Raw genomic sequence first — 22520 nt, forward strand, 5'->3', positions numbered from 1 at the left:
CAGCTGTGAGGTGGGCGCGCCGCGGCTTCGGAGCGGCCCTGACGTGCGGATTTTATGCTGTGGGCGGGCCGGCCCGCACGGGTGGTCCGGTACGTGGGCCGGGACCACCCGCTCTCCTGCGTCTACTTCTCGGTGACTCCCGCCGAGTCGAAGGTGGCCACCTCGTGCATGGCCCGCGCCGTGCTCTGCACCAACGGCAGCGCCAGCAGGGCGCCCGTGCCCTCGCCGAGGCGGAGGTCGAGGTCGACCAGGGGGCGCAGACCCAGCTTGTTGAGCGCTGCGACGTGGCCGGGCTCGGCGCTGCGGTGGCCCGCGATGCAGGCCGCGAGGACCTCGGGGGCGATCGCGCGGGCGACCAGGGCCGCGGCACCGGCGCTGACGCCGTCCAGGATGACCGGCGTACGCAGCGAGGCGCCGCCCAGGAGCAGGCCGACGATGGCCGCGTGCTCGAAGCCGCCGATGGCCGCGAGGACACCGACGGGGTCGGCCGGGTCCGGCTGGTGGAATTCCAGCGCGCGGCGGACCACGTCCGTCTTGCGGGCCAGGGTCTCGTCGTTGATGCCGGTGCCGCGACCGGTCACCTCCGCCGGGTCGGCACCGGTGAAGACGGAGATCAGCGCGGCGGACGCGGTGGTGTTGGCGATGCCCATCTCGCCGGTGAGCAGTGCCTTGTTGCCGGCCGCCACCAGGTCGCGGGCGGTCTCGATGCCGACCTCGATGGCCGCCTGGGCCTCCTCGCGGGTCATGGCGGGTCCGGTGGTCATGTCGGACGTGCCACCCCGGATCTTGCGCGGCAGCAGTCCGGGCGTGGCCGGCAGGTCGGCGGCGACACCGACGTCCACGACGCACACCTCGGCGCCGACCTGGGTGGCGAACGCGTTGCAGACCGCGCCGCCGCCCAGGAAGTTGGCCACCATCTGGGCGGTGACCTCCTGCGGCCACGGGGTGACGCCCTGGGCGTGCACGCCGTGGTCACCCGCGAAGATGGCGACGGCGGCGGGTTCCGGGATCGGCGGCGGACACTGCCGGGACAGCCCGGACAGCTGCGCGGAGATGATCTCCAGCATGCCGAGCGCACCGGCCGGCTTGGTCATGCGCTTCTGGCGCTCCCAGGCCTCGCCGAGCGCCTTGGCGTCGAGCGGGCGGATCTGTGCGACGGTCTCGGCAAGCAGGTCGTGGGGGTCCTCTCCGGGCAGGGCGCGGCGGCCGTACGTCTCCTCGTGCACCACCCAGGACAGGGGGCGCCGCTTGGACCAGCCGGCCTGCATCAGCTCGGGCTCGTCCGGGAACTCGTCGACGTACCCGACACACAGGTAGGCGACGACTTCCAGGTGCTCGGGCAGACCGAGCTCGCGGACCATCTCCCGCTCGTCGAAGAAGCTGACCCAGCCGACGCCGAGGCCTTCGGCGCGGGCGGCGAGCCACAGGTTCTCCACCGCGAGCGCCGAGGAGTAGGGCGCCATCTGCGGCTGGGTGTGACGGCCGAGGGTATGGCGGCCGCCGCGGGTGGGGTCGGCGGTGACGACGATGTTGACCGGAGTGTCGAGGATCGCCTCGATCTTCAGTTCCTTGAACTGCTTCGCCCGGCCCTTGGGCAGCGACTTGGCGTACGCCTCCCGCTGGCGCATGGCCAGCTCGTGCATGGTGCGCCGGGTCTCGGCGGACCGGATGACGACGAAGTCCCAGGGCTGCGAGTGACCCACGGAGGGCGCCGTGTGGGCCGCCTCCAGGACGCGCAGCAGCACCTCGTGCGGGATCGGGTCGCTGCGGAAGCCGTTGCGGATGTCGCGGCGCTCGCGCATGACCTTCAGGACGGCCTCGCGTTCGGCGTCGGCGTAGCCGGGCGCGGCCGGACCGGTGGACTGTCGTGCCTCTGCCACGTCGGCCGTGCTCTCTTCCTGGTCGGCGGCCCTGGTACGCAGGTCCTCCGCGTGCTGTACGACTTCGTGGTGGGGTCCCGCGTCGACCGCCGTCCGGGGTACGTCTGCCGGTTCGCCCTCGCGTGGCGCGGGCACGACGACCACGGGCTCCGGCTGCTCCGGGGCGCCCTGGGGCCCCTGCGGTGCCTGGGGCACCTGGGGCACCTGGGGCGCCGTCGCGTCCTGCGCGGGCAGGACCAGGGGGTGCGGCGGGGTCGGGGCGAGGTGCGGGGTGGTGGGTACCTGGCCCTCCACCGGCACGAACTGCCCGAGCGGCTGCTCCGGGTGGTGTGGTCGCGACTGCGCCGGAACGTCGTCGGCCGGCGGAGCGGCGGGCGTGGCGGCCTCGCCGGTCACCTGCCGGGGCTCGTCCTCGTACGACGGCTCGGGCAGGACCTCCGCCTCCGGCTCCGGGTGGGCCGGCGCCTGGGGCTCCGGCGTACCGGACGCGACCTCGGCCGTGCCGCTGCCGTTGTCGTCGCCGTCGTTCCCGGGGGACGGCGCTTGTACGGCGACGTGGTCCGTGTCGGGGTGAACTTCGGGGGTGTGCGGGACGTGTGGCGTCTGAGGCACGGCGCCGGGCGCGGGGTGCCCGGCGGCCATGGACAGTTCGGCGGGCATGGGCAGTTCGACGTGCGCGGGCAGCTCGGCCGGCACGGGCAGCTCGGCCGCCATGGGCGGTTCGACGGGCTCGGGTAGCTCGGCGGGCTCGAAGCCCTCGGCCGTCTCGAACGCCTCGGCGGGCACGGGTGCCTCGGCGGGCACGGGTGCCTCGGTGACCGCGGGCGCCTGGACCGGCTCGGGCGTCTGCTCCGCCTCGGCGGCGGGCGCGGGGGCCGGCATGGGCTCGGCGGCCACGACCTGGGCCTCGACGGGCCGCGCTTCGACGGCGGGCGCGACCTGGGCGGGAACGGCGTGGGCCTCGGCACCGGGTCCCCGGTCGGCGACGACGGCCTGGGCCGGGGCAGCGGGTGCCGCTTCGGCGAGGGCCGAGGGGGCCGCCGCCTCGTGCTCGGCGGGCGCGGGCGCGGGCTGGGCATCCGCGCCGCTGTCGGCGTGCACGGCCGGAGGCGCCCCGGCGTCGACGTGGGACGCGGGCACGGGCTCGGGCACGGCCTGCGGGGGAACCGCGACGTCGGCCTCGGGGGCGGCCTGCGGATGAACGGCGGCGTCGGCCTCGGGCGCGGCCTGCGGGGGAGCCGCGACGCCGGCCTCGGCCACGCCCTCGTGGGCGGTGTCCTCGGCGACCTGGGGGGTGGCGGGCACGGTGGCCTCGGCCCCGGCGGTGTCCTGGTCCATGGCCGCCTGCTCGGCGGGTGCGGGCACCGGCACCCCTTCGGCGGCCTCCGCGCTCGCGTGCTCCGGGGTGGCACCCGGCTCGACCGCGTCCACCGGCTCCTGAGCGGGGACGGGAACGGGAGCGGGAGCCGTACCCGGCTCCTCCACCGCCTGATCGTGACCGGCGGTGGCCGCGGCCGCGGGCACGCCGTCGTGGTCGTGCGCCGGCTGCACACCGTCGTGAGCGTGGACGACCTGGTCCGGGTCCGGCGCGACCGCCTGCGTCGCCAGCCGGGCGAGGGTGGCCTGGGCGGCGCCGGACGGATCGACCGGGTCGGCGGCGACCGCGGGGACTCCGGGGGCCTCCGTCACCGGAGCCGTGGAGGGGTCAACCGTTTCGGCAGCCGGTGCCGCGCCCCAGGGGCTCGCGCTCTGCGGGGCCATGTCACGCAAGGGCTGCCCGTCGAGGTACTCGGGGGCGCCGGCCTGCGGACCGGGCTGGCGCACCGGTGCCCCGGCGGGGCCGCGGTCGGCCAGGGAGCGGACCGGGCTGGCGGAGGCGTCAGGGATCGGCGGGCCGAGATGCAGCGGACGGCGGGGCGACTGCTGGGCCGCCGCCGGGTCGTGGGGGGCCGAGAGGATGGGCGACGCCGGTACCGACGGCGGCGTCGCGCCGGGCAGGCGGACGCCCCTGAGGTCGACCGAGCCGCTGTCCCGGCCGGCCGTCTCGTGCGGGCCGGGCTCGTGGACGGCCTCGACCACCGGTTCCGGGGCGGGGGGCGGCACTTCGTTGCCCCATGCGCCCTGGGCACCCGGCAGCAGCAGGTCTTCGTCCTCGGCGTGCGCCTCGGAGAGGTAGGTGTACGCACCGTGCGCGTCGACGCCCGGCTGTTCCACCATGCCCGCGCTCTCCGGCTGTCCCTCGCCCGGGACCTGGCCGGTGTCCGTCATGCGTACCCCTCGCCCATCGGTTAGTGCTTCCACGACCAGCTCACCCGGAACGGCGCACCGACCGCCCCGCAGTGAAGAACGAGCGTCCGTGCCCAGCGGCACGAGCGACCCGCCCGAAAAAGACGACAAAGCCATTCAGTGGCATTGTCCCGGCCGTTCCGTCATCGCGACAGCATGATCCGCGACAGCCCGCTGTGGACTGCGCCACGTTGCGCGTCCTGTCGGCTGTGCCGTACCACACCCACCCGAAAAGGGGTGTGCGTTCCGGACATTGGCGAACGAAGTTCGGGCCGCCGGTGCGGTACAACGATCGGCCAGCCTACCGCGCGCGGTACGACAACCGGATCACGGGGCGCGATCCGGGAGCACCCCGCTGAGCAGGAACGCGACGCTCCGCTCGGTCTCCGTCCAGGCCCTGGTGTCGAGTTCGACGGACTGGAGCAGGGCGCACTCGACCCGGTATCCGTGTTCGGTGAGGTCGCGGCCGACGCGTTCGGCCGTGTCGCGGGTCGCGGCGTGGGTCACGATGCGCTGCGGGCGCCGGTCGGCGACCGCGGAGACGAGGGCCGCTCCCCCACCGCCGATCCGTACGACGTCCGGTTCGGGAAGGTTCTCCAGGACGTGCGGGGCGGTGCCCGCCACGACGTCCAGCTGTACCCCGAACCGGCGGGCGGCGCTCTCGGTCCGGGCGCAGGCGCGCGGGTCGCGGTCGACGGCGATCACGGCCGCTCCGGCGCGGGCGGCCTCGACGGCGAACGCGCCGCTGCCGCAGCCGATGTCCCACACCAGGTCGCCGACGCGGGGGCCGAGCCGGGCGAGTTGGGCGGCGCGGAGCAGTTCCGTCTCGCCCTCGCCCAGGTCGCCGCCGTAGGCCTCGGCGGGCTGCACCCAGCCGCGCGGCCCGGTGCCGGGGTCGCGCCCGGCGATCCAGCCACCGCTCTCGGCGGCGCCCATCGGGCCGCCGATGACGATGACGACGTTGGGATCGCGCCAGCTGTGGTCGGCGGCCTTGTCGGAGGTGACGACCGTGACCTGCTCGCGCTCGGTGCCCAGTTCCTCGCAGATGACGAAGGTGCGGTGGACCCCCTCCATGAGGAGGCCGAGTTCGGCGGGGCCGGCTCCCGGCGCGGTGAGGACGGCGACCTTGGCGTGGGCGCGGCAGACGTTCACGGCGCGGCGCAGGGTGCGTGGATGGGCGGCGACCACCTGGGCGTCGTCCCAGGGCATGCCGGCGCGGGCGAAGGCGGCGGCGACGGCGGAGACGGCGGGCACGACCTCGACCTCCAGCCCGAACTCCGGTGCGCGCAGGGCGCGTACGACACCGAAGAAGCCGGGGTCGCCGTCGGCGAACACCACCGCGGTGCCGCGGTGGGCGGCGATCCGGCGGGCGGCCAGGGCGACGCTGCCGAGGCGGACGCGTTCGGCGGCGGGCGGGACCTCGGGCAGCGCCAGGTGGTGGGCCGCGCCCGCGACGAGCGTGGCGGCGCCGAGGGCGGAGCGTGCCGCGCCGGTCAGCGGCGAACCGTCCCAGCCGATCACCGTGACCCGGTCGGCCATCGTCGTGTGTCTCCAGGTTTCCGCGGGTCGTGAGGGGGAGGAGGGCCCAAGGGGGCTCCGTGAGACTACCCGGTGGGGCGGCCCGACGCGCGAGGGGGCCGGGCCCGCTGTCCGGCGGGTGTCAGTTCCAGTCGGAGTACGTGGCGTAACCGCTGGTGTCGGCGAGCTGCTCGTCGGTGTCCTCGAGGTCCTCCGGGAGCAGGCTCCACACGATGAAGTCCGTCCGCAGATCGGTCCAGGTGCCGTCCTCGGTGCGGACGTGGACTATGCAGGCGTTGCGCAGCACGCCCTCGCTGATACAGCCGATCTTCTGGGCGACCTGCTGGGAGGCGGTGTTGTCGGCGGCGGTACGGATCTCGATGCGCTCGAACCTCTGCTCACCGAAGAGCCACTGGGCGGTGGCGAGGGCGGCCTCGGAGGCGTAGCCCTCCCCTCGGGCCCAGGGGGCGATGATGTAGGAAAGTTCGGTGGAGCGGACGGTCCAGTCGGTCTTGGCCAGCCGGATGACGCCGACCAGGCGATGGGTGAGGAACTCGGTGACGGCGAGGTCCAGGCCGTGGCCGGCGGTGCGCTCGGCGGGGGCGTAGGCGGAGACCAGATGCCGGGCGCTGTCCTCGGTGAACGGCTGGGGGACGTCGGTCCAGGCGGCGATCTGCTCGTCGTTCATCATCTCGGCCAGGGCGGGGACGTCGTCCTCGTCCAGGGGACGCAGCACCAACCGCTCCGTGCTGATGGAGATGTTGGGGAAGGTGCTAGTCATGCGCCGCTCCGTAACCTTCGAAGAACGTTGATGGGCCATCAGGTCCGACCGGGCCGGCCCCGCTGAACTGCCCAGCATGCAGCATGAAACCACCGAACCGCCGGTCGGGGTCCACTCCTTGTGAGGGAGTGGACCCCGTGCGTGCGCGAAGCCGTCCCGGATCAGAACGACGGGATGACGGAGCCCTGGTACTTGTCCTCGATGAACTTCTTGACCTCGGGCGAGGTGAGGAGCTTGGCGAGCTTCTTGACCCGCGGGTCGTTCTCGTCGCCCTTCTTCACGGCGAGGAAGTTGCCGTACGGGTTGTTCTTCGCCGACTCGAGGACGAGGGCGTCCTTGGCGGGCTTGAGACCGGCGGAGATGGCGTAGTTGCCGTTCACCACGGCCGCGTCCACGTCGTCCAGGGAGCGCGGGGTCTGGGCCGCCTCGACCTCCTTGAACTCCAGCTTCCTGGGGTTCTTGGTGATGTCGCGCGGGGTGGCCTCGTTGCCGACGCCGTCCTTGAGGGTGATGAGCCCGTTGGCGGCGAGCAGCTTCAGGGCGCGGGCCTCGTTGACGGCGTCGTTCGGGACGGCGATGGTCGCACCGCTCTTCAGGGCGTCGGCCTTCTTCACCTTGTGGGAGTAGAGGCCGAGCGGCTCCAGGTGCACCGTGACGACGGGCACGATGTGGGTGCCGCGCTTCTTGTTGAAGTCGTCCAGGTACGGCTGGTTCTGGAAGTAGTTGGCACCGACGGAGCCGTCCTCGGTCGCCGTGTTCGGCGTGATGTAGTCGGTGAACTCCTTCACCTCGAGGTCGAGGCCCGCCTTCTTCGCCAGGTTCTTCTTGACGAAGTCGAGGATCTCGGCGTGCGGGGTGGGGCTCGCGGCGACGATCAGCGGGCCGCTGGTGTCGGCGGAGCCGGAGTCCTTGCCGGAGCCGCAGGCGGTCAGCCCGAAGGTGAGGGCTCCGGCGGCGAGGACGGCGGTGGTGATCTTGGCGGTGTTACGCACGAAAAGTGCCTTTCCTGATGGTGGTGCGACCCCGTGTCGGGTGGACGGGGAGTTCGTGGGGGTGGCGCCGGACGCTCAGGCGACCTTGCCGATGTCGGCCGACGCGGGCTCCTTCGCCTTCAGCAGGCGGAGCTTGGGCGCCGGGCCGGAACGGCCGCCGCGGCTGTGCAGGGAGCGGGCCGCGAAGTCGCCGGCGAACTGGATGAGGGAGATGACGACGGCGAGGATCGCGACGGTGATCCACATCAGCTCGGTCTCCCAGCGCTGGTAGCCGTAGCGGACGGCGAGGTCGCCGAGGCCGCCGCCGCCGACGGTGCCGGCCATGGCGGAGTAGCCGATGAGGGCGATCAGCGTGGTGGTGGTGCTGGCGATCAGCGAGGGCAGGGCCTCGGGGACGAGGACCTTGCGGACGATCGTCCAGTTGTTGCCGCCCATGGACTGCACGGCCTCGACGAGCCCGTGGTCCACCTCGCGGACGGCCGTCTCGACCAGGCGGGCGAAGAAGGGGATGCCGCCGATGGCCAGCGGCACGATCGCGGCGGTGGTGCCGATCGTCGTGCCGGTGACCCAGCGGGTGAAGTTCATCAGCGCGACCATGAGGATGATGAACGGCATCGAGCGGCCGACGTTCACGATCTGCCCGGTCACCTTGTTGGCGACGACGTTCTGCAGCAGCCCGCCCCGGTCGGTGAGGACCAGGAGGATGCCGAGCGGAAGGCCGGCGGCGACGGCGATCAGGGTGGACCAGAGCACCATCGTGAACGTCTCGGAACACGCTTGCGACAGCAGCGGCTGCATCTCGGACCAGGTCACTTCGCACCCTCCTTGACCAGCAGGGGCTCCTCGCCCGCCTGGTCGACGACATCGATCTGCAGGCCCTGTTCGCGCAGGAAGCCGACGGGCACCACGTTGTCCTCGTAGCGGCCGGGCAGTTCGATGCGCATGCGGCCGATCTGCAGGCCGCCGACGGTGTCGATGGCGGCGCCGAGGATCGAGATGTCGATGTTGTAGGTGCGCGAGAGCTGGGAGATGACCGGCTGGGTGGCGGCCTCGCCGTGGAAGGTGACGTCGAGGACGGTCCGGTCGGTGCCGGAGGCCTCGCCGCCCACCGGGAACAGCGCGGCGGCCAGCTCGGAGCCCGGGGTGGCCAGCAGTTCGCTGACCGTGCCGGACTCCACGATCCGGCCCCGCTCCATCAGGGCGGCGGAGTCGCAGATCGACTTCACGACGTCCATCTCGTGGGTGATGAGCAGGACGGTCAGGCCCAGTTGCCGGTTCAGGTCGCGCAGCAGCTGGAGGATGGAGCGGGTGGTCTCGGGGTCGAGGGCGCTGGTGGCCTCGTCGGAGAGGAGTACCGCGGGGTCGCCGGCGAGGGCGCGGGCGATGCCGACCCGCTGCTTCTGGCCGCCGGACAGCTGGGCGGGGTAGGCCTTGGCCTTGTCGGCGAGGCCGACCAGGTCCAGCAGCTCCAGGGCCTTGCGGGAGCGGTCCTTGCCGGACTTGCCGAGGATCTCCAGGGGCAGCTCGACGTTGTCCTGCACGGTCCGCGAGGACAGCAGGTTGAAGTGCTGGAAGACCATGCCGATGTGGCTGCGCGCCCGGCGCAGTTCCTTCCCGGCGCGCGGGCCGCGGCCGGCCAGCGCGGTGAGGTCCCGCCCGGCGACGGTCACGGTGCCGGAGGTGGGGCGCTCCAGGAGGTTGACGCACCGGATGAGCGAGGACTTGCCGGCGCCGGACTGGCCGATGACGCCGTAGACCTCGCCTTCGCGGACGTGGAGATCGACGCCGTCGAGGGCGGTGACCTCACGGCCGCGGGAGCGGTAGACCTTGGTCAGGCCCGAGGTGGTGATCACGTGGGTTTCCGTCACTGTCGAGTGCGCGGGCGTGGGTGTGCCCGGGCACGGGTGCAATACGTGCGGTGTACGAGGGACGCGGCACGGTTCTCGGGTGGCGGTGGACCGGGAGAACGTCGTGGGCGCGAGCGGCTCGGGTCGCGTACGCCGGAACGCCGGCGCCGGACGGGCCACGGCTCTCGCTTCGGGGCGCGAGGCTCAGATGGTGCGGGGGCCCTCTAGAAGGCGCACATTCGGCACGGACACATACAACGAGCACCGGGCGTAAGGGTCGCCTCGGTCGCAAGGGTGCGGCTGCTCGTGGTGGTCATGCGATCAGTAAAGCAGAAGGTCGCTGCTGACCGGTGGCCGCTGTCCGCATACTGGACAGCGGCGGACGGGTTCAGTCCCGTACGGAGATCCGCACCGCGTCGTGCGCGGCCAGCGCGGACAAGGCCGACAGGTCCCTCACCACGAGGTCGGCGTCCAGCTCCTCGGGCCGGTGGGTTGTGGCCAACGCCACGGTGGTCATGCCGGCGGCGCGGCCCGCGCGGAGCCCGGCGGGGGCGTCCTCGAAGACGACGCAGCGGGCCGGGTCCACGCCGAGCTGCCGGGCGGCGAGCAGATAGGGCTCGGGGTCGGGCTTGCCGCGGGTGACGTCGTCGGCGCAGACCAGCGTCTTGGGGCGGATTCCGACGGCCTCCAGACGGGCCTCGGCGAGCCGGCGGGTGGCGGAGGTGACGACGGCCCAGCGGTCGGCGGGCAGCGAGTCGAGGAAGTCCCGGGTGCCGGGCAGCAGGCGCACCCCGCCGGGCACGTCCTCGACCTCCAATTGCTCGACCCGGGCGACCGCCTCGGGTACCAGCCGGGCGGGCAGCAGATCGCCGACGATCTCCACCGCGGTGCGTCCGTGCAGTTCCACGCGGGCGAACTCCTCGGCCGTGATGCCGTACTCCCGGGCCCAGCGGGTCCAGCAGCGGTCGACCGAGTCGAGCGAGGAGACGAGGGTGCCGTCGTTGTCGAACAGAAGGGCGTGGGCGTGGAACATCATGGCTTCGACCCTACGGCGTAGGCCGGGGTCGGCGGCGGGGGGCCTTTTCCGGCGTATTAAGGTCACGGCATGCTCAATGCCCTGACGCTGGTGACCGGCGTCGCCGCGCTGCTGCTCGCCGCCTGGTGCGGCTGGGCCGGCTATCGGGACCAGCCGACCAAGGACTGGCACTTCATCGGCATGGCCGTGGTGTCGCTGCTGGCCGCGGTCCAGCTGGTGGTCGGGATCGTGCAACTGGCGCGGGGCGAGAAGCCGGAGCAGGGTACGGCGATCTTCGTGGCGTATCTCGTGGGCGCGTTCGCGTGCGTCCCGGCGACGGCGTTCATGTCGCTGGCCGAGCGGACCCGCTGGGGCTCGGTGACGGCCGCGGCGGGCGGCGTGGTGCTGGCCGTGCTGGAAGTGCGGCTCTACGACATCTGGGGAGGCTGAGATGACGGCGACCCAGGAGAAGCCGACCCGGCTGATCAGTGGGCCGGGCATGCTGCTCGTGTGGTTCTACGGCGTGATGGTGGTCGGCGCGGTGTCGCGGTCGGTGTACCAGATCGCGACGGACTTCGACCGGGCGCCGCTCGCGTACTCCCTGTCGGCCGTGGCCGGTGTGGTGTACGGGTTCATCACCTACACGCTGGTCCGCGGCGGTGAGACGGCCCGGCGGGCGGCGCTGGTGTGCTGCGCCGCCGAGCTGGCCGGGGTGCTGATCGTGGGCACGTGGACGCTGGTCGAGCCGTCCGCGTTCCCCGACGCGACCGTGTGGTCGGACTACGGCATGGGGTACGTCTTCATCCCGGTGCTGCTGCCGCTCTCCGCCCTGTACTGGCTGCGCCGGGCGCGCGGGACCGTCAGGCCGTAGCCGCGTACGTCCCGGCCTGCTTCTCCAGGACGATCAGCTCCACGCCGTCGGCGCCGGTGGAGCGGCCCACCGTCTCGTAGCCGGAGCGGCGGTACAGGCGCAGGTTGCCCTCGCTGCGGTGGCCGGTGTGCAGGCGGAACCTCTTGGCGCCGCGCTCCCCGGCCAGCGCCGCCTCGGCCGCGCGCAGCAGCCGCGCGCCGATGCCGTGGCCCTGCAGGCGCGGGTGGACGCAGAGCTTGCCGATGGCCGCGGCGCCGTCCTCGGTGACCTTGCCGCGCACGGAGCCCACCACCTCGTCGCCGAGCCGGGCGACGAAGACGCAGTCGGAGTCGACCTCCTGACGGACGGAGTCCAGGGTCTGGACGAGGGGGTCGATGCGGTAGTTGCCGTACAGCGCCGCCTCGCTCTGGAAGCACAGGTACTGGAGCCTGAAGATCTGCTCCGCGTCCTGCCCGGTCGCCACCGAGATGGTCACGCTCATGCCCATGTGCGCATGCCTCCCGCTCACCTGATCACCTGTCGTCCTTCACTCCTATCCCCGCCCGTCGGGGGAAGCAACCTCCGGGCCGAGCAAACGTCGCAGACATCCCAGACATCTGGAGCGTTCCGGGCCGAGGCTGCCCTGTGAGATACCCAACTCCCCCGCGATCTCCCGGTATGTCAGGTCTCTCGGGGAGAGCAGCGCCTCCAGCAGCCGGGGGCAGCGGCCGGGCAGCCGGCGCACCGCGTCACGCAGGGCGCGGTACCGGGCGGTGGTGAGGGCGAGTTGCTCGGGGCCGGGACCGTGGTCGTCGGACGGCTCGGCGCCGTACGGGCGTTCGAAGCGGGCGGTACGGCGGGTGCGGCGGCCCTCGGTACGCACGGCCTCGCGCAGCCAGCCGCGTGGGTCCGGCGGTGGCCCGTCGCTCGCCATCCGCTCCAGCAGGCGGACCCAGACCGCCTGCTCGATGTCGCCCGGCTCGCTCCCGGACGCATGGGCCTCCGCGCAGGCCTCGGCGGTGAGCAGGGGCTGCAGCGCGGCTACCAGGTCGTACGTCATACGCACAACGACGTGCCGCCCCGGCGATGGGTTGCCGGGGCGGCCCGGAGTCACCCCGAACGGGGTGCCACCGGCTGCTGCCGGTTGACGGGTCCGGCCGTCAACCGGCCACAGTCGGTGGCGCGCTCAGCCGTTCAGGAAGTCGGCGCGGGCGAGCCGGCCGGTGTCGGCGTTGTCGGTGAAGACGCCGTCGATACCGGTGGCGAAGTACGTCCGGAAGGCACCGAAGGCGTCTCCGTAGGCGTCCGCCGCGCCGCCCTTGCGGTACTCGGCCGGCAGGAAGGGGTTCTCGTTGCGCATGGTGTAGGGGTGCAGGACCAGCCCCACCTTGTGCGCGTCGGCGACCAGAGTGGTCGGCTCGGCCAGGGTGCCGTCCGGCTTCCGGGGGATGACGAGGTCCAGGGTCGGGCCGATCCCCTGCGCGTAGCCGGCGATCTCCCGCAGGCCCCTGGGGGTGATCAGGTCGGCGACCGTGCGCGGGTCACCCGTCGCCACGAAGTCGTAGGGACGGCTGTCGGCCGCGGACAGCAGCACGACGAGCGGGTTGTCCACCAGTCGGTTCAGCCGCTGGATGCTGGTGGGCTCGAAGGACTGCAGGATGACCGGCGAGTTCCGGCCGTCCTTGCCGTACTTGCGCAGCAGCTTGGCGACCCGCTCCTCCAGGCCGAGGCCGAGCCCCCGGAAGTAGGTGGGGTGCTTGGTCTCCGGATAGATCCAGACCTGCTTGCCGCGCTTGCGGGTCTGCTCGTCCTGCCATCCGAGGACCTCTTCGAACGTGGGGATCTCCCAGCGGCCGTTGTAGAGGGTGTTGTGCGGACGGTTGGCCGGGATGCGCTCGATCGCGCGCAGGGTCTTCAGCTCGGCGAGCGTGAAGTCCTCGGTGAACCAGCCGGTGGTGGGGACGCCGTCGAGGACCTTGGTGGTCCTGCGGCCCGCGAACTCGGGGTGGTCCGCCACGTCCGTGGTGCCGCCGATCTCCGGCTCGTGCCGGCACACCAGATGCCCGTCCTTGGTGGGGACCAGGTCACCGGCCTCGACGACGTCGGCGCCGAGGTCCAGCGCTAGGTCGTACGAGCCGAAGGTGTGTTCGGGGCGGTAGCCGCTGGTCCCCCGGTGGCCGATGATCGTCGGCACCGGCAGGCTCTTCAGCCCGCGCCCCCCGTGCCCCGCCGTCCGGGCCTCGGCCGCCCGTGCCGCGCCGGGCAGTCCGAGGACCGCTCCGCCCGCGCCGAGCACCGCGGCGCCGAGGAGCGCCCGCCGTCCGGTGCCGCCCTGTGTCCGCCCGTTCGCCTGGTCGCCGTCCATCAGCGCCCTCCTGCCGCTCGCCCTGCGTCCGTGTGTGGCGCCGCGCGCCTTCGGTGCGCGCCGATCCTAGGGGCGCGTACATGACGCGGGGGAGACCTAGGTTCGAACACCCGGGTGATGCCGTGTGTCGCGTGGGAGGCGAGTTCTGACGGCCCGTCGGCATCGATGGGCGCGGTCCGGGTACCCGGCGGACGAGGGCGCCGCGCGATGTCCGTCACACCCCGGTCGCCGGGTGACGGACCGTTCGCCGCACGCCACCGCAGGTAAACCCGCGTCAACACTTCGTAAGACCTCGGTGAACCGGGCGTCCCCGATGTGCGTTCGCCCGGGCGCCGCGAGTAATGTCCTCACCTGCACAGACTCATATCGCTCCCTCGACATCGGAGGACCCGTTGTCCCGCTTCGCGCTCATCAAGGCAGTGCTCGGACCGATCATGCGCCTGATGTTCCGCCCACAGGTGGAGGGCGCGGAGCACATTCCGGGGGAGGGTCCGGTCATTCTGGCCGGTAACCACCTCACGTTCATCGACTCGATCGTGCTGCCGGTCGTCACCAAGCGGCAGGTGTGCTTCATCGGCAAGGACGAGTACGTCACCGGCAAGGGTTTCAAGGGCCGGCTGATGGCCTGGTTCTTCACCGGCGTCGGCATGATCCCGGTGGACCGGGACGGGGCGAACGGCGGCGTCGCCGCGCTGATGACCGGGCGTCGGATCCTGGAGGAGGGCAAGGTCTTCGGCATCTACCCCGAGGGCACACGCTCACCCGACGGGCGGCTGTACCGGGGGCGCACCGGTATCGCGCGGCTGACGCTGATGACCGGAGCGCCGGTCGTACCCTTCGCGATGATCGGCACGGACAAGCTCCAGCCGGGCGGGCGCGGTTTCCCCCGGCCCGGCCGGGTCACCGTCCGGTTCGGCGAGGCGATGGAGTTCTCGCGGTACGAGGGCATGGACCGGGACCGCTATGTGCTGCGGGCCGTCACCGACTCGGTCATGGCCGAGGTCATGCGGTTGTCGGGCCAGGAGTACGTGGACATGTACGCCACGAAGGCCAAGGCCGCCTAGCAGTCTGCCGCCGCGCGGCGGCCGCGCCGACCCGCGTCCGTCCGCCTGCCGGTGGAATCTGCCCCCGACACATCGGGCATTCGGCCGTATTACCCGGCTATATGACCACACAACATGTCTGATTTAGGCATGTTCAGACCTACTCGGCGTACCCTGCTCCGTACCCCGATCGCCGCCGCCGGCGCAGGATTCCTCGCAGCCTGCTCCGGTTCCGGCTCCGAGCCCAGCTCCGGCCCCCAACCCGCGATCGGCGCAGGCAGGTTCGTCCCGGCCGGGCCCCGGGGGTACGTCAACCCGTCGGATCCGGAGGTGCTGGCCGCCGAGCGCAGACGCGGGTCCGGGCCCGTGCGCACGTACCGCGTCACGGCCGCCGAGACCACCCTGGACCTGGGTGGCCGATCCGTGCGGACCTGGGCCTACAACGGGGGCGTGCCCGGTCCGCTGGTGCGGGTCACCGCCGGCGACGTGCTCGATCTGACGCTCTCCAACCGGCTTCCCGCCAACACCACGCTGCACTCCCACGGGGTGCGGCTGCGCTGCGACATGGACGGCGTCCCGGACCTGACCCAGCGGGCCATCCACCCGGGGTCCGACTTCCGCTACCGCTTCACCCTGAAGCATCCGGGAACCTATCTGCTGCATTCCCACGTCGGCATGCAGCCCGACCGAGCCCTGTACGCGCCGCTCGTCGTCGACGACCCCAGGGAGCGCCTCGCCTACGACAAGGAGTGGATCCTGGTCCTGGACGACTGGCTCGACGGCGTGGAGGGGTCGACGCCCGAGGGGGTCCTGGAGCAGCTCAAGCCCGGCGGTGCCATGGACATGGGCGGCATGGGCATGGGAAGCATGGGCATGGGGCCCTCCCACGGCAGCCACTCCCCCGGTCCCTCGACCGGCGCGCGCCCGAAGTCCTCGAAGAAGTCCGCGGGCCCGTCCCGGGTGCTGGAAGATTCCCACAGTCGCATCCTGCACGGGATGGGCGGCAGCGTCGCCTACCCGCACTACCTCATCAACGGGCGGCTGCCCACCAGCCCCTCGGTGTTCCGTTGCCGGCCCGGTGAACGGATCCGGCTGCGCATCGTCAACGCCGGTTCCGAGACCGCCTTCCGGGTCGCGCTGGGCGGCCACCGGATGACCATCACGCACACCGACGGCTACCCCGTGAAGCACAAGGCGACCGACGCCCTCCTCGTCGGCATGGCGGAGCGCTACGACGTGCTGATCACCGCGAAGGACGGGTTCTTCCCGCTGGTCGCGCTGCCCGAGGGCAAGAAGGGCCGGGCACTGGCCGTGCTGCGGACCGACAAGGGGAAGAACCTGCCCGCCCCGGACGTCCGCCCGGACGAGCTCGACGGGGAGACCGTCCCCGCGCGCCGGCTGCTGCCCGACGACTCCGTGGCCCTGCGCGAACGCCACCCCGACCGGGAGATGCGCATCAGGATCACGGGCGGGATGAAGAAGTACGACTGGGGCTTCGACCACCGGCCCTACTCCGTGCAGCAGCGCCACCCGATCCGCGCCGGCGAACGGGTGCGGCTCACCCTCATCAACGCCACGGACATGTGGCATCCGATGCATCTGCACGGGCACACCTTCGCGGTGCGCGGGCTGGACGGCGTGGGCGCCCGCAAGGACACCGCGCTGGTGCTGCCGCATCGCAAGCTGGTGATCGACTTCGACGCCGACAACCCGGGGCTGTGGATGCTCCACTGCCACAACCAGTACCACTCGGAGAGCGGGATGATGACGGTGCTCGGCTACAAGAAGTGAGAGGCGGCAGGCGCCGCGGCGGGCGCCTCACCTCATCCGTCACTCTCCAGTTCCTGGCCCTTCAGGAGGAACCAGGCCACCACCGCCGTGCCCAGCAGGACCGCCGCTCCCGCGCCCGAGGCCAGATGGAGGCCGTGGACGAAGGAGTCGCGGGCCGCGTCGAGCAGGGCCTCGGCGCGGTGCGGCGCCATGCGCTGCGACGCCTCCACCGCGGCGCCCAGTGACTCATGGGCCCCGGCCGGGGTGCCGGCCGGGCCCGCGAAGCCGCGGTAGACACCGGTCACGATGGAGCCCAGCAGGGCGATACCGAGCGCCGCGCCCAGTTCGTACGCCGTCTCGGAGACCGCCGAGGCGGCGCCCGCCTGGTCCCGGGGCACGCTGGAGAGGATCACGTCGGCGGTCACGGTGAAGGAGAAGCCGGCGCCGACGCCCACCACCAGCAGGGCCGCGCCGAGTACCGGGTAGCCGGTGGACCGGCCGATCGTCGTCAGTACGGCCAGGGCCACTCCGACGGCCGCGAGTCCGCCCGAGACGACCACGCGCACCGACAGGCGCCGGGCCGCGTGGCCCGCGATCAGACCGGCCACCACCGCGCCGACGGCCGCCGGGAGTTCGGCCAGGCCCGCCTCGAAGGGACGCCTGCCCTGGACCAGTTGCAGGTACTGGGAGAGGAAGAAGACCAGCCCGGACATGCCGAGGACGGTCAGCAGATCGGCGAGGACCGCTCCGCTGAAGCCCCGACGCCGGAAGAGCCGCATGTCCAGCAGCGGGGCCGGCATGGTGAGCTGACGGTGGACGAAGCCCCAGAGGGCGGCGGCGCCGAGCAGTCCAGCGGCGAGCGTGGTCGGGGTGAGCCCGTGGGTGGCGGCCTCCTTGACCGCGTAGACGACGGCGATCATGCCGACGAGCGACAGGACGACGCTGAGCATGTCCCAGGGGCCCGGGTTGGGGTTGCGGGACTCGGGCAGCGTGCGGATGCCGACGAGTACCAGCACCGCCATCACCGGCAGGTTGATCAGGAAGACCGAGCCCCACCAGAAGTGTTCGAGGAGGAATCCGCCCACGATCGGCCCGACGGCCGTGCCGGCGGAGGCGGTCGCGCCCCAGATGCCGACGGCGAGGCTGCGCTCGCGGGGGTCGTGGAAGAGGTTGCGGATCAGGGCGAGGGTGGCCGGCATCAGGGTCGCGCCGGCGACGCCGAGCAGGGCCCGCGCCAGGATCATCAGCTCGGGGGTCGACGCGTAGGCGTTGAGCACGGAGATCGCACCGAACGCCGTCGCGCCGCAGAGCAGGATCCGCTTGCGGCCGATGCGGTCGCCGAGGCTGCCCATGGAGACCAGCAGACCGGCGATGACGAAGGAGTAGACGTCCCCGATCCACAGCAGCTGGGTGCCGGAAGGGTCGAGGTCCTCGCTGATATAGGGGGTGGCCAGGCCGAGGACGGTGGCGTCCACGGCCACCAGCAGCACGGCGAGGACGAGAACGCAGAGCGCGAGCCAGCGGCCCGGACGCTTCTCCGTCTCCGCCGCACGAGCCGGCTGCAGGGTGCTGGTCATGATTCCTCTCTTCGTCTCTGCGTCTCTTCGTCGTCGCGTGGACGGGTCGTCACGCGTGCGTACGCCGTACGCCGCCGAGCAGCAGCTCGACGATCATGTAAGTGAAGTCCTTGGCGGCCACGCGGCCCTCGCTCACGGCCCAGGCGCCGGAGGCCAGCAGGCCGTACAGCGCCTCGGTGAGCCAGGCCGGGGTGAGGTCGATCCGGAACTCGCCGCTCTCCTGGCCGCGCCGGAACAGGGCGGTGAGCCGCTCGTCGATACGGGCCCAGCCCTGGTTCTGCTGCTCGCCCTCGAAGAGCTGGTTCTCGGTGTAGAGGAAGGCCAGCAGCGCGGCGGAGGGCTCTATGGCATGGACCAGGCGGTGGACGGCCTCGCCCGCCGCTCCCTCGTCCAGCCGGGCCCGGTCGAGCACCGCCTCGCACTCGGCGATGCCGAGTCCCTCCAGCGCCCGGACGAGCGCGTCCCGGCCGGCGAAGTGCCGGTGCAGGGTGGCCCGGCTGATGCCCGCGGCCCTGGCGACCTCGTCCATGGTCGCGGTGGACTTGCGGGTCAGCAGGGCGGCCGCACTGCGCAGCACATGGTCACGATCCAAAGCCATGAGACAAGGGTAACCCATGTGAGACATTCATGTCTCAAAAATGCCATGCGTGACTCACCGCCGCTGGTCGGAGCGGGTATGGCTCAGTGCCAGGCCAGCTGCCCCCGCCGCTCCCAGTAGGCGCGCGGGTCCTCCCGCAGCGTGGCGAGGCGGGTGAGCTGGTCCACGTCGAGGTCGACGGCGGGGGCGTGCAGGTTCGACAGGAGCTGCGGGACGGTGGCGGCGCCGGAGAGGACGACACCGGCCCAGGGGTGGCGCAGGATCCACGCGAGGGCCACGGCGTCGCAGCCGAGGGAGGTCTGCTCGGCCACCGTCTTCAGCGCGTCCGGGGCGTGGGCGCCGGCCAGCCGGCCGTTCGCCATGCCCTCCTTGACGATCACCGTGAGTCCGGCGTCGTGCGCCTCGGCGAGGGCGGGGCCGGCCGAGGTCTCCAGGACGTTGTACGTCGACTGGACGGTACGGAACAGGGGCGCACCGTCGACCGTGACCGCGAGGGCGGCGCGGATCGCGTCGGCCTGGGCGGGGCCGCTGGTGGAGAAGCCCACGGTCAGGCCGCCGGCGGCGGCTTCCGCCAGCCTGGCGTGGAGGTCCTTGTCGGTGAGGGCCGGGCTGTCCGGGGTCACCGAGTGGATCTGGTAGAGGTCGAGCCGGGCGCCGAGCAGGGCGTCGGTCTCGGCGCGCTGGCGGTCGTAGGTGGCGGGGCCGTGGTCCTTGACCTCGTGCCGTGCGGCGTCCGTCGACCAGTCGGCGGTGTAGGTGTAACCCCACTTGCTGCCGACGACCACGTCGTCCACGTCGGGCCGGGCGGTCAGCCAGTCGGCCAGGAACTCCTCGGAGCGGCCGTAGGAACGGGCCGCGTCGAAGTAGCGGACGCCCTGGGCGTAGGCGGCGTCGAGGAGTTCGTGGGTGCGCCCGCGCAGCGCCTCGACGCTGCGGTCCTCGCCGAGGTCGCGGTCCCGGCCGAGATTGATGTAGCCGGGACGGCCGACGGCGGCCAGGCCCAGCCCGATGTGCCAGGTGGGCGTGGTCGCTGTCGCGAGACGGGCGAAGGGCATCGCGGGCTCCGTTCGGTCGGTCCGGTGCGGCTCCCGACCAACGTAACCCGCGACGACCTTCGCCCCCCTGCTTTCGCCGAGCGCCGCGGTCAGCCCTGTTTCTTCGCGTCCGCCCAGGCGTGCTGGGCCGCCACGTCCGCCTTCACCTCGGCGAGCTGCACGGCTACCGCACTGGGCGCCGTACCACCGCGACCGTCGCGGGAGGCGAGGGCGCCGGGGACGTCGAGCACCGTGCGGACCTCGGGGGTGAGGTGCGCGGAGATCTTCGCGAACTGCTCGTCCGTCAGCTCGTCCAGCTCCTTGCCCTCGGCCTCGGCCGCCTTCACGCACTCCCCCGCGAGCTCGTGCGCCACCCGGAACGGCACGCCCTGCTTGACCAGCCACTCGGCGATGTCGGTGGCGAGAGAGAAGCCGGCCGGGGCCAACTCCTCCATGCGCTCGCGGTTGACCGTGAGGGTGGCGATCATGCCCGTGAAGGCGGGGAGCAGCACCTCCAGCTGGTCGCAGGAGTCGAAGACCGGCTCCTTGTCCTCCTGGAGGTCCCGGTTGTAGGCCAGGGGCAGGGCCTTGAGGGTCGCGAGGAGACCGGTCAGGTTGCCGATCAGCCGGCCGGACTTGCCGCGCGCCAGCTCCGCGATGTCCGGGTTCTTCTTCTGCGGCATGATCGACGAGCCCGTGGAGAAGGCGTCGTGCAGCGTCACGAAGGAGAACTCCTTCGTGTTCCAGATGATGATCTCCTCCGCGATGCGGGAGAGGTCGACCCCGATCATCGCGGTGATGAAGGCGAACTCGGCGGCGAAGTCACGGGAGGCGGTGCCGTCGATCGAGTTGCCGACGCTGCCGTGCTCGAACCCGAGGTCCGCCGCGACCGCCTCCGGGTCCAGGCCCAGGGAGGAACCCGCCAGGGCGCCGGAGCCGTACGGCGACACGGCCGTCCGCGTGTCCCACTGGCGCAGCCGCTCCGCGTCCCGGGACAGGGACTGCGCATGGGCGAGGACATGGTGGGCGAAGAGCACCGGCTGGGCGTGCTGGAGGTGGGTGCGGCCGGGCATCGCCACGTCCGGGTGGGCCTCGGCCAGAGCGATCAACGCGTCCTGGAGGTCGGCGATCAGACCGCCGATGATCCGGGCGTGGTCGCGCAGGTACATCCGGAAGAGGGTGGCCACCTGGTCGTTGCGGGACCGGCCGGCGCGCAGCTTGCCGCCGAGGTCGGGGCCGAGGCGCTCCAGCAGGCCGCGCTCCAGGGCGGTGTGGACGTCCTCGTCGGCGATGGTGCCGGTGAAGGAGCCGTCGGCGACGTCCGCCTCCAGCCGGTCAAGACCGGCGGTCATGTCCCGCAGCTCCTCCTCGGTGAGGAGCCCCGCCTTGTGCAGCACGCGCGCGTGGGCCCGTGAACCGGCGATGTCGTAGGGCGCGAGCCGCCAGTCGAAGTGGACGGACGCGGACAGCTTCGCCAGGGCCTCGGCGGGGCCGTCGGCGAAACGGCCGCCCCAGAGCCGTACGTCACCGCTGTTGCTGCTCACTGCGTTGCTCCTCGGAAGATGTCTCTGTGCCACCGCCTCCCCACCCTTGCAGGCGAGGAGGCGGCTGTCAGCTGATGGGTGCGAGGTGACCCGAAGGCCTTACGCGAAGGTGCGCGCCCGGCTACGCCTGCAGATCACGCCGTGCGGCGATCTTCGACGACAGGCTGTAGATGTCGATGAAGCCCTTGGCCGCCGCCTGGTCGAAGGTGTCGCCGGTGTCGTAGGTGGCGAGATTGAAGTCGTACAGCGACGACTCCGAGCGCCGGCCGGTGACGACCGCGCGGCCGCCCTGAAGGATCATCCGGATGTCGCCGGTGACGTGCTGGCTGGCCTCGTCGATGAAGCCGTCCAGGGCGCGCTTGAGCGGGGAGAACCACTGGCCGTCGTAGACCAGCTCGCCCCAGCGCTGCTCGACCTGCCGCTTGTAGCGGGCCAGTTCACGCTCGACGGTGACGTTCTCCAGCTCCTGGTGGGCCGTGATCAGCGCGATCGCGCCCGGGGCCTCGTAGACCTCGCGGGACTTGATGCCGACGAGGCGGTCCTCGACCATGTCGATCCGGCCGATGCCCTGGGCGCCGGCGCGCTCGTTGAGCTGCTGGATGGCCTGCAGGACGGTGACGGGCTTGCCGTCGAGGGCGACCGGGACGCCCGCCTTGAAGGAGATGACCACCTCGTCGGCCTCGCGGGCGGTGGCCGGGTTGGAGGTGTACTCGTAGATGTCCTCGATCGGGGCGTTCCAGATGTCCTCCAGGAAGCCCGTCTCGACGGCGCGCCCGAAGACGTTCTGGTCGATGGAGTACGGGGACTTCTTGGAGGTGGCGATCGGGAGCTGCTTGGCCTCGCAGAAGGCGATCGCCTTGTCCCGGGTCATCGCGTAGTCGCGCACCGGGGCGATGCACTTCAGATCGGGGGCGAGGGCGACGATGCCGGCCTCGAAGCGGACCTGGTCGTTGCCCTTGCCGGTGCAGCCGTGGGCGACCGTGGTGGCGCCGTGCTTCTGGGCGGCGGCGACGAGGTGCTTGACGATCGTCGGCCGGGAGAGGGCGGACACCAGCGGATAGCGGTCCATGTAGAGGGCGTTGGCCTTGATCGCCGGGAGGCAGTACTCGTCGGCGAACTCGTCCTTGGCGTCGGCGACCTCGGCCTCCACCGCGCCGCACGCGAGGGCGCGCTTGCGGATGACGTCCAGGTCCTCGCCGCCCTGGCCGACATCGACCGCGACGGCGATGACCTCGGCGCCCGTCTCCTCGGCGATCCAGCCGATGGCGACGGAGGTGTCCAGACCGCCTGAGTAGGCGAGTACGACGCGCTCGGTCACGGTTTTCTCCTCACAGTGCATTCGCTGACATGCATGAGTATGCAGGAGTCCGCATGATTCGTCAATCGACCCGCCGGGACCTGGACGGACCACCCGGGCTGC

The 22520-nt window shown here is 72.1% G+C and carries 19 protein-coding genes; 4 read left to right on the forward strand and 15 right to left on the reverse strand.

What is annotated here, in order from left to right:
* Positions 1–122: 122 nt before the first annotated feature.
* The 7 genes from cobT to ACIBA9_RS20765 form a co-directional block, all read right to left on the reverse strand.
* Entirely contained in the window at positions 123–4148 is a 4026-nt protein-coding gene (cobT, locus tag ACIBA9_RS20735) for a nicotinate-nucleotide--dimethylbenzimidazole phosphoribosyltransferase (RefSeq protein ID WP_399364886.1), read from the reverse strand.
* 345 nt (positions 4149–4493) lie between these two features.
* On the reverse strand, positions 4494–5705 hold the full coding sequence (cbiE, locus tag ACIBA9_RS20740; RefSeq protein ID WP_393899001.1) for a precorrin-6y C5,15-methyltransferase (decarboxylating) subunit CbiE: 1212 nt from the start codon (positions 5703–5705) through the stop codon (positions 4494–4496).
* Between the two features lie 121 nt (positions 5706–5826).
* Positions 5827–6465, reverse strand: coding sequence for a GNAT family N-acetyltransferase (locus tag ACIBA9_RS20745; protein ID WP_399364888.1), 639 nt, complete (start codon positions 6463–6465; stop codon positions 5827–5829).
* Between the two features lie 161 nt (positions 6466–6626).
* Positions 6627–7457, reverse strand: a complete 831-nt coding sequence (locus ACIBA9_RS20750) for a MetQ/NlpA family ABC transporter substrate-binding protein (RefSeq protein ID WP_362159998.1) — start codon at positions 7455–7457, stop codon at positions 6627–6629.
* Positions 7458–7532: 75 nt separating this feature from the next.
* The gene (locus ACIBA9_RS20755) at positions 7533–8270 is read right to left on the reverse strand and encodes a methionine ABC transporter permease (RefSeq protein WP_399364891.1); all 738 of its coding nucleotides are present in this window, start codon (positions 8268–8270) and stop codon (positions 7533–7535) included.
* Entirely contained in the window at positions 8267–9310 is a 1044-nt protein-coding gene (locus ACIBA9_RS20760) for a methionine ABC transporter ATP-binding protein (RefSeq protein ID WP_399364893.1), read from the reverse strand. Before ACIBA9_RS20760 ends, ACIBA9_RS20755 begins: the two co-directional genes overlap by 4 nt.
* Positions 9311–9692: 382 nt before the next feature.
* Positions 9693–10340 (reverse strand): HAD family hydrolase, encoded by a 648-nt coding sequence (locus ACIBA9_RS20765; protein WP_399364895.1) that lies wholly within the window; start codon positions 10338–10340, stop codon positions 9693–9695.
* Positions 10341–10409: 69 nt separating this feature from the next.
* Here ACIBA9_RS20765 and ACIBA9_RS20770 point away from each other — a divergent pair, with 69 nt between their 5' ends.
* Positions 10410–10769: a hypothetical protein gene (locus ACIBA9_RS20770; protein ID WP_362160009.1), complete on the forward strand. Its 360-nt coding sequence runs from the start codon at positions 10410–10412 to the stop codon at positions 10767–10769.
* Between the two features lies 1 nt (position 10770).
* Positions 10771–11190, forward strand: a complete 420-nt coding sequence (locus tag ACIBA9_RS20775) for a hypothetical protein (protein WP_362160012.1) — start codon at positions 10771–10773, stop codon at positions 11188–11190.
* Here the strand turns inward: ACIBA9_RS20775 and ACIBA9_RS20780 are convergent.
* The 3 genes from ACIBA9_RS20780 to ACIBA9_RS20790 all read right to left on the reverse strand — a co-directional run bounded on the left by ACIBA9_RS20780 (position 11180) and on the right by ACIBA9_RS20790 (position 13534).
* A complete protein-coding gene (locus ACIBA9_RS20780) occupies positions 11180–11677 on the reverse strand; it encodes a GNAT family N-acetyltransferase (RefSeq protein WP_362160255.1) in 498 nt (165 codons plus the stop codon). The genes ACIBA9_RS20775 and ACIBA9_RS20780 overlap by 11 nt on opposite strands.
* A 45-nt stretch (positions 11678–11722) precedes the next feature.
* Positions 11723–12229, reverse strand: coding sequence for a sigma-70 family RNA polymerase sigma factor (locus tag ACIBA9_RS20785; protein WP_399364898.1), 507 nt, complete (start codon positions 12227–12229; stop codon positions 11723–11725).
* A 126-nt stretch (positions 12230–12355) separates the two neighbouring features.
* On the reverse strand, positions 12356–13534 hold the full coding sequence (locus tag ACIBA9_RS20790; protein ID WP_399364900.1) for a glycerophosphodiester phosphodiesterase: 1179 nt from the start codon (positions 13532–13534) through the stop codon (positions 12356–12358).
* Between the two features lie 392 nt (positions 13535–13926).
* Here ACIBA9_RS20790 and ACIBA9_RS20795 point away from each other — a divergent pair, with 392 nt between their 5' ends.
* On the forward strand, positions 13927–14598 hold the full coding sequence (locus ACIBA9_RS20795) for a lysophospholipid acyltransferase family protein (protein ID WP_362160019.1): 672 nt from the start codon (positions 13927–13929) through the stop codon (positions 14596–14598).
* Positions 14599–14727: 129 nt separating this feature from the next.
* Complete coding sequence (locus ACIBA9_RS20800; protein WP_399364902.1) at positions 14728–16368, forward strand: multicopper oxidase family protein; 1641 nt, start codon at positions 14728–14730, stop codon at positions 16366–16368.
* A 32-nt stretch (positions 16369–16400) separates the two neighbouring features.
* Here the strand turns inward: ACIBA9_RS20800 and ACIBA9_RS20805 are convergent, their stop codons facing one another.
* The 5 genes from ACIBA9_RS20805 to ACIBA9_RS20825 all read right to left on the reverse strand — a co-directional run bounded on the left by ACIBA9_RS20805 (position 16401) and on the right by ACIBA9_RS20825 (position 22418).
* A complete protein-coding gene (locus ACIBA9_RS20805; protein ID WP_399364904.1) occupies positions 16401–17924 on the reverse strand; it encodes an MFS transporter in 1524 nt (507 codons plus the stop codon).
* A 49-nt stretch (positions 17925–17973) separates the two neighbouring features.
* Positions 17974–18522 carry a TetR/AcrR family transcriptional regulator gene (locus ACIBA9_RS20810; RefSeq protein WP_399364906.1) on the reverse strand — a complete coding sequence of 183 codons (549 nt, stop codon included), beginning with the start codon at positions 18520–18522 and terminating at the stop codon, positions 17974–17976.
* 83 nt (positions 18523–18605) lie between these two features.
* On the reverse strand, positions 18606–19577 hold the full coding sequence (locus tag ACIBA9_RS20815; protein WP_399364908.1) for an aldo/keto reductase: 972 nt from the start codon (positions 19575–19577) through the stop codon (positions 18606–18608).
* An 89-nt stretch (positions 19578–19666) separates the two neighbouring features.
* The gene (gene argH / locus ACIBA9_RS20820) at positions 19667–21100 is read right to left on the reverse strand and encodes an argininosuccinate lyase (RefSeq protein WP_399364910.1); all 1434 of its coding nucleotides are present in this window, start codon (positions 21098–21100) and stop codon (positions 19667–19669) included.
* Between the two features lie 121 nt (positions 21101–21221).
* On the reverse strand, positions 21222–22418 hold the full coding sequence (locus tag ACIBA9_RS20825; protein ID WP_362160034.1) for an argininosuccinate synthase: 1197 nt from the start codon (positions 22416–22418) through the stop codon (positions 21222–21224).
* Positions 22419–22520 lie beyond the last annotated feature (102 nt).

The sequence above is a fragment of the Streptomyces sp. NPDC051452 genome, from assembly GCF_044454765.1.
Classification (GTDB): domain Bacteria; phylum Actinomycetota; class Actinomycetes; order Streptomycetales; family Streptomycetaceae; genus Streptomyces.

What these genes read in the sequence shown, in the direction of transcription:
- cobT (WP_399364886.1), bottom strand. Translation starts at nt 4,148, where the DNA reads ATGACGGACACCGGCCAGGTCCCGGGCGAGGGACAGCCGGAGAGCGCG.
- cbiE (WP_393899001.1), bottom strand. Translation starts at nt 5,705, where the DNA reads ATGGCCGACCGGGTCACGGTGATCGGCTGGGACGGTTCGCCGCTGACC.
- ACIBA9_RS20745 (WP_399364888.1), bottom strand. Translation starts at nt 6,465, where the DNA reads ATGACTAGCACCTTCCCCAACATCTCCATCAGCACGGAGCGGTTGGTG.
- ACIBA9_RS20765 (WP_399364895.1), bottom strand. Translation starts at nt 10,340, where the DNA reads ATGATGTTCCACGCCCACGCCCTTCTGTTCGACAACGACGGCACCCTC.
- ACIBA9_RS20770 (WP_362160009.1), top strand. Translation starts at nt 10,410, where the DNA reads ATGCTCAATGCCCTGACGCTGGTGACCGGCGTCGCCGCGCTGCTGCTC.
- ACIBA9_RS20775 (WP_362160012.1), top strand. Translation starts at nt 10,771, where the DNA reads ATGACGGCGACCCAGGAGAAGCCGACCCGGCTGATCAGTGGGCCGGGC.
- ACIBA9_RS20780 (WP_362160255.1), bottom strand. Translation starts at nt 11,677, where the DNA reads ATGGGCATGAGCGTGACCATCTCGGTGGCGACCGGGCAGGACGCGGAG.
- ACIBA9_RS20785 (WP_399364898.1), bottom strand. Translation starts at nt 12,229, where the DNA reads ATGACGTACGACCTGGTAGCCGCGCTGCAGCCCCTGCTCACCGCCGAG.
- ACIBA9_RS20790 (WP_399364900.1), bottom strand. Translation starts at nt 13,534, where the DNA reads ATGGACGGCGACCAGGCGAACGGGCGGACACAGGGCGGCACCGGACGG.
- ACIBA9_RS20800 (WP_399364902.1), top strand. Translation starts at nt 14,728, where the DNA reads ATGTTCAGACCTACTCGGCGTACCCTGCTCCGTACCCCGATCGCCGCC.
- ACIBA9_RS20805 (WP_399364904.1), bottom strand. Translation starts at nt 17,924, where the DNA reads ATGACCAGCACCCTGCAGCCGGCTCGTGCGGCGGAGACGGAGAAGCGT.
- ACIBA9_RS20810 (WP_399364906.1), bottom strand. Translation starts at nt 18,522, where the DNA reads ATGGCTTTGGATCGTGACCATGTGCTGCGCAGTGCGGCCGCCCTGCTG.
- ACIBA9_RS20815 (WP_399364908.1), bottom strand. Translation starts at nt 19,577, where the DNA reads ATGCCCTTCGCCCGTCTCGCGACAGCGACCACGCCCACCTGGCACATC.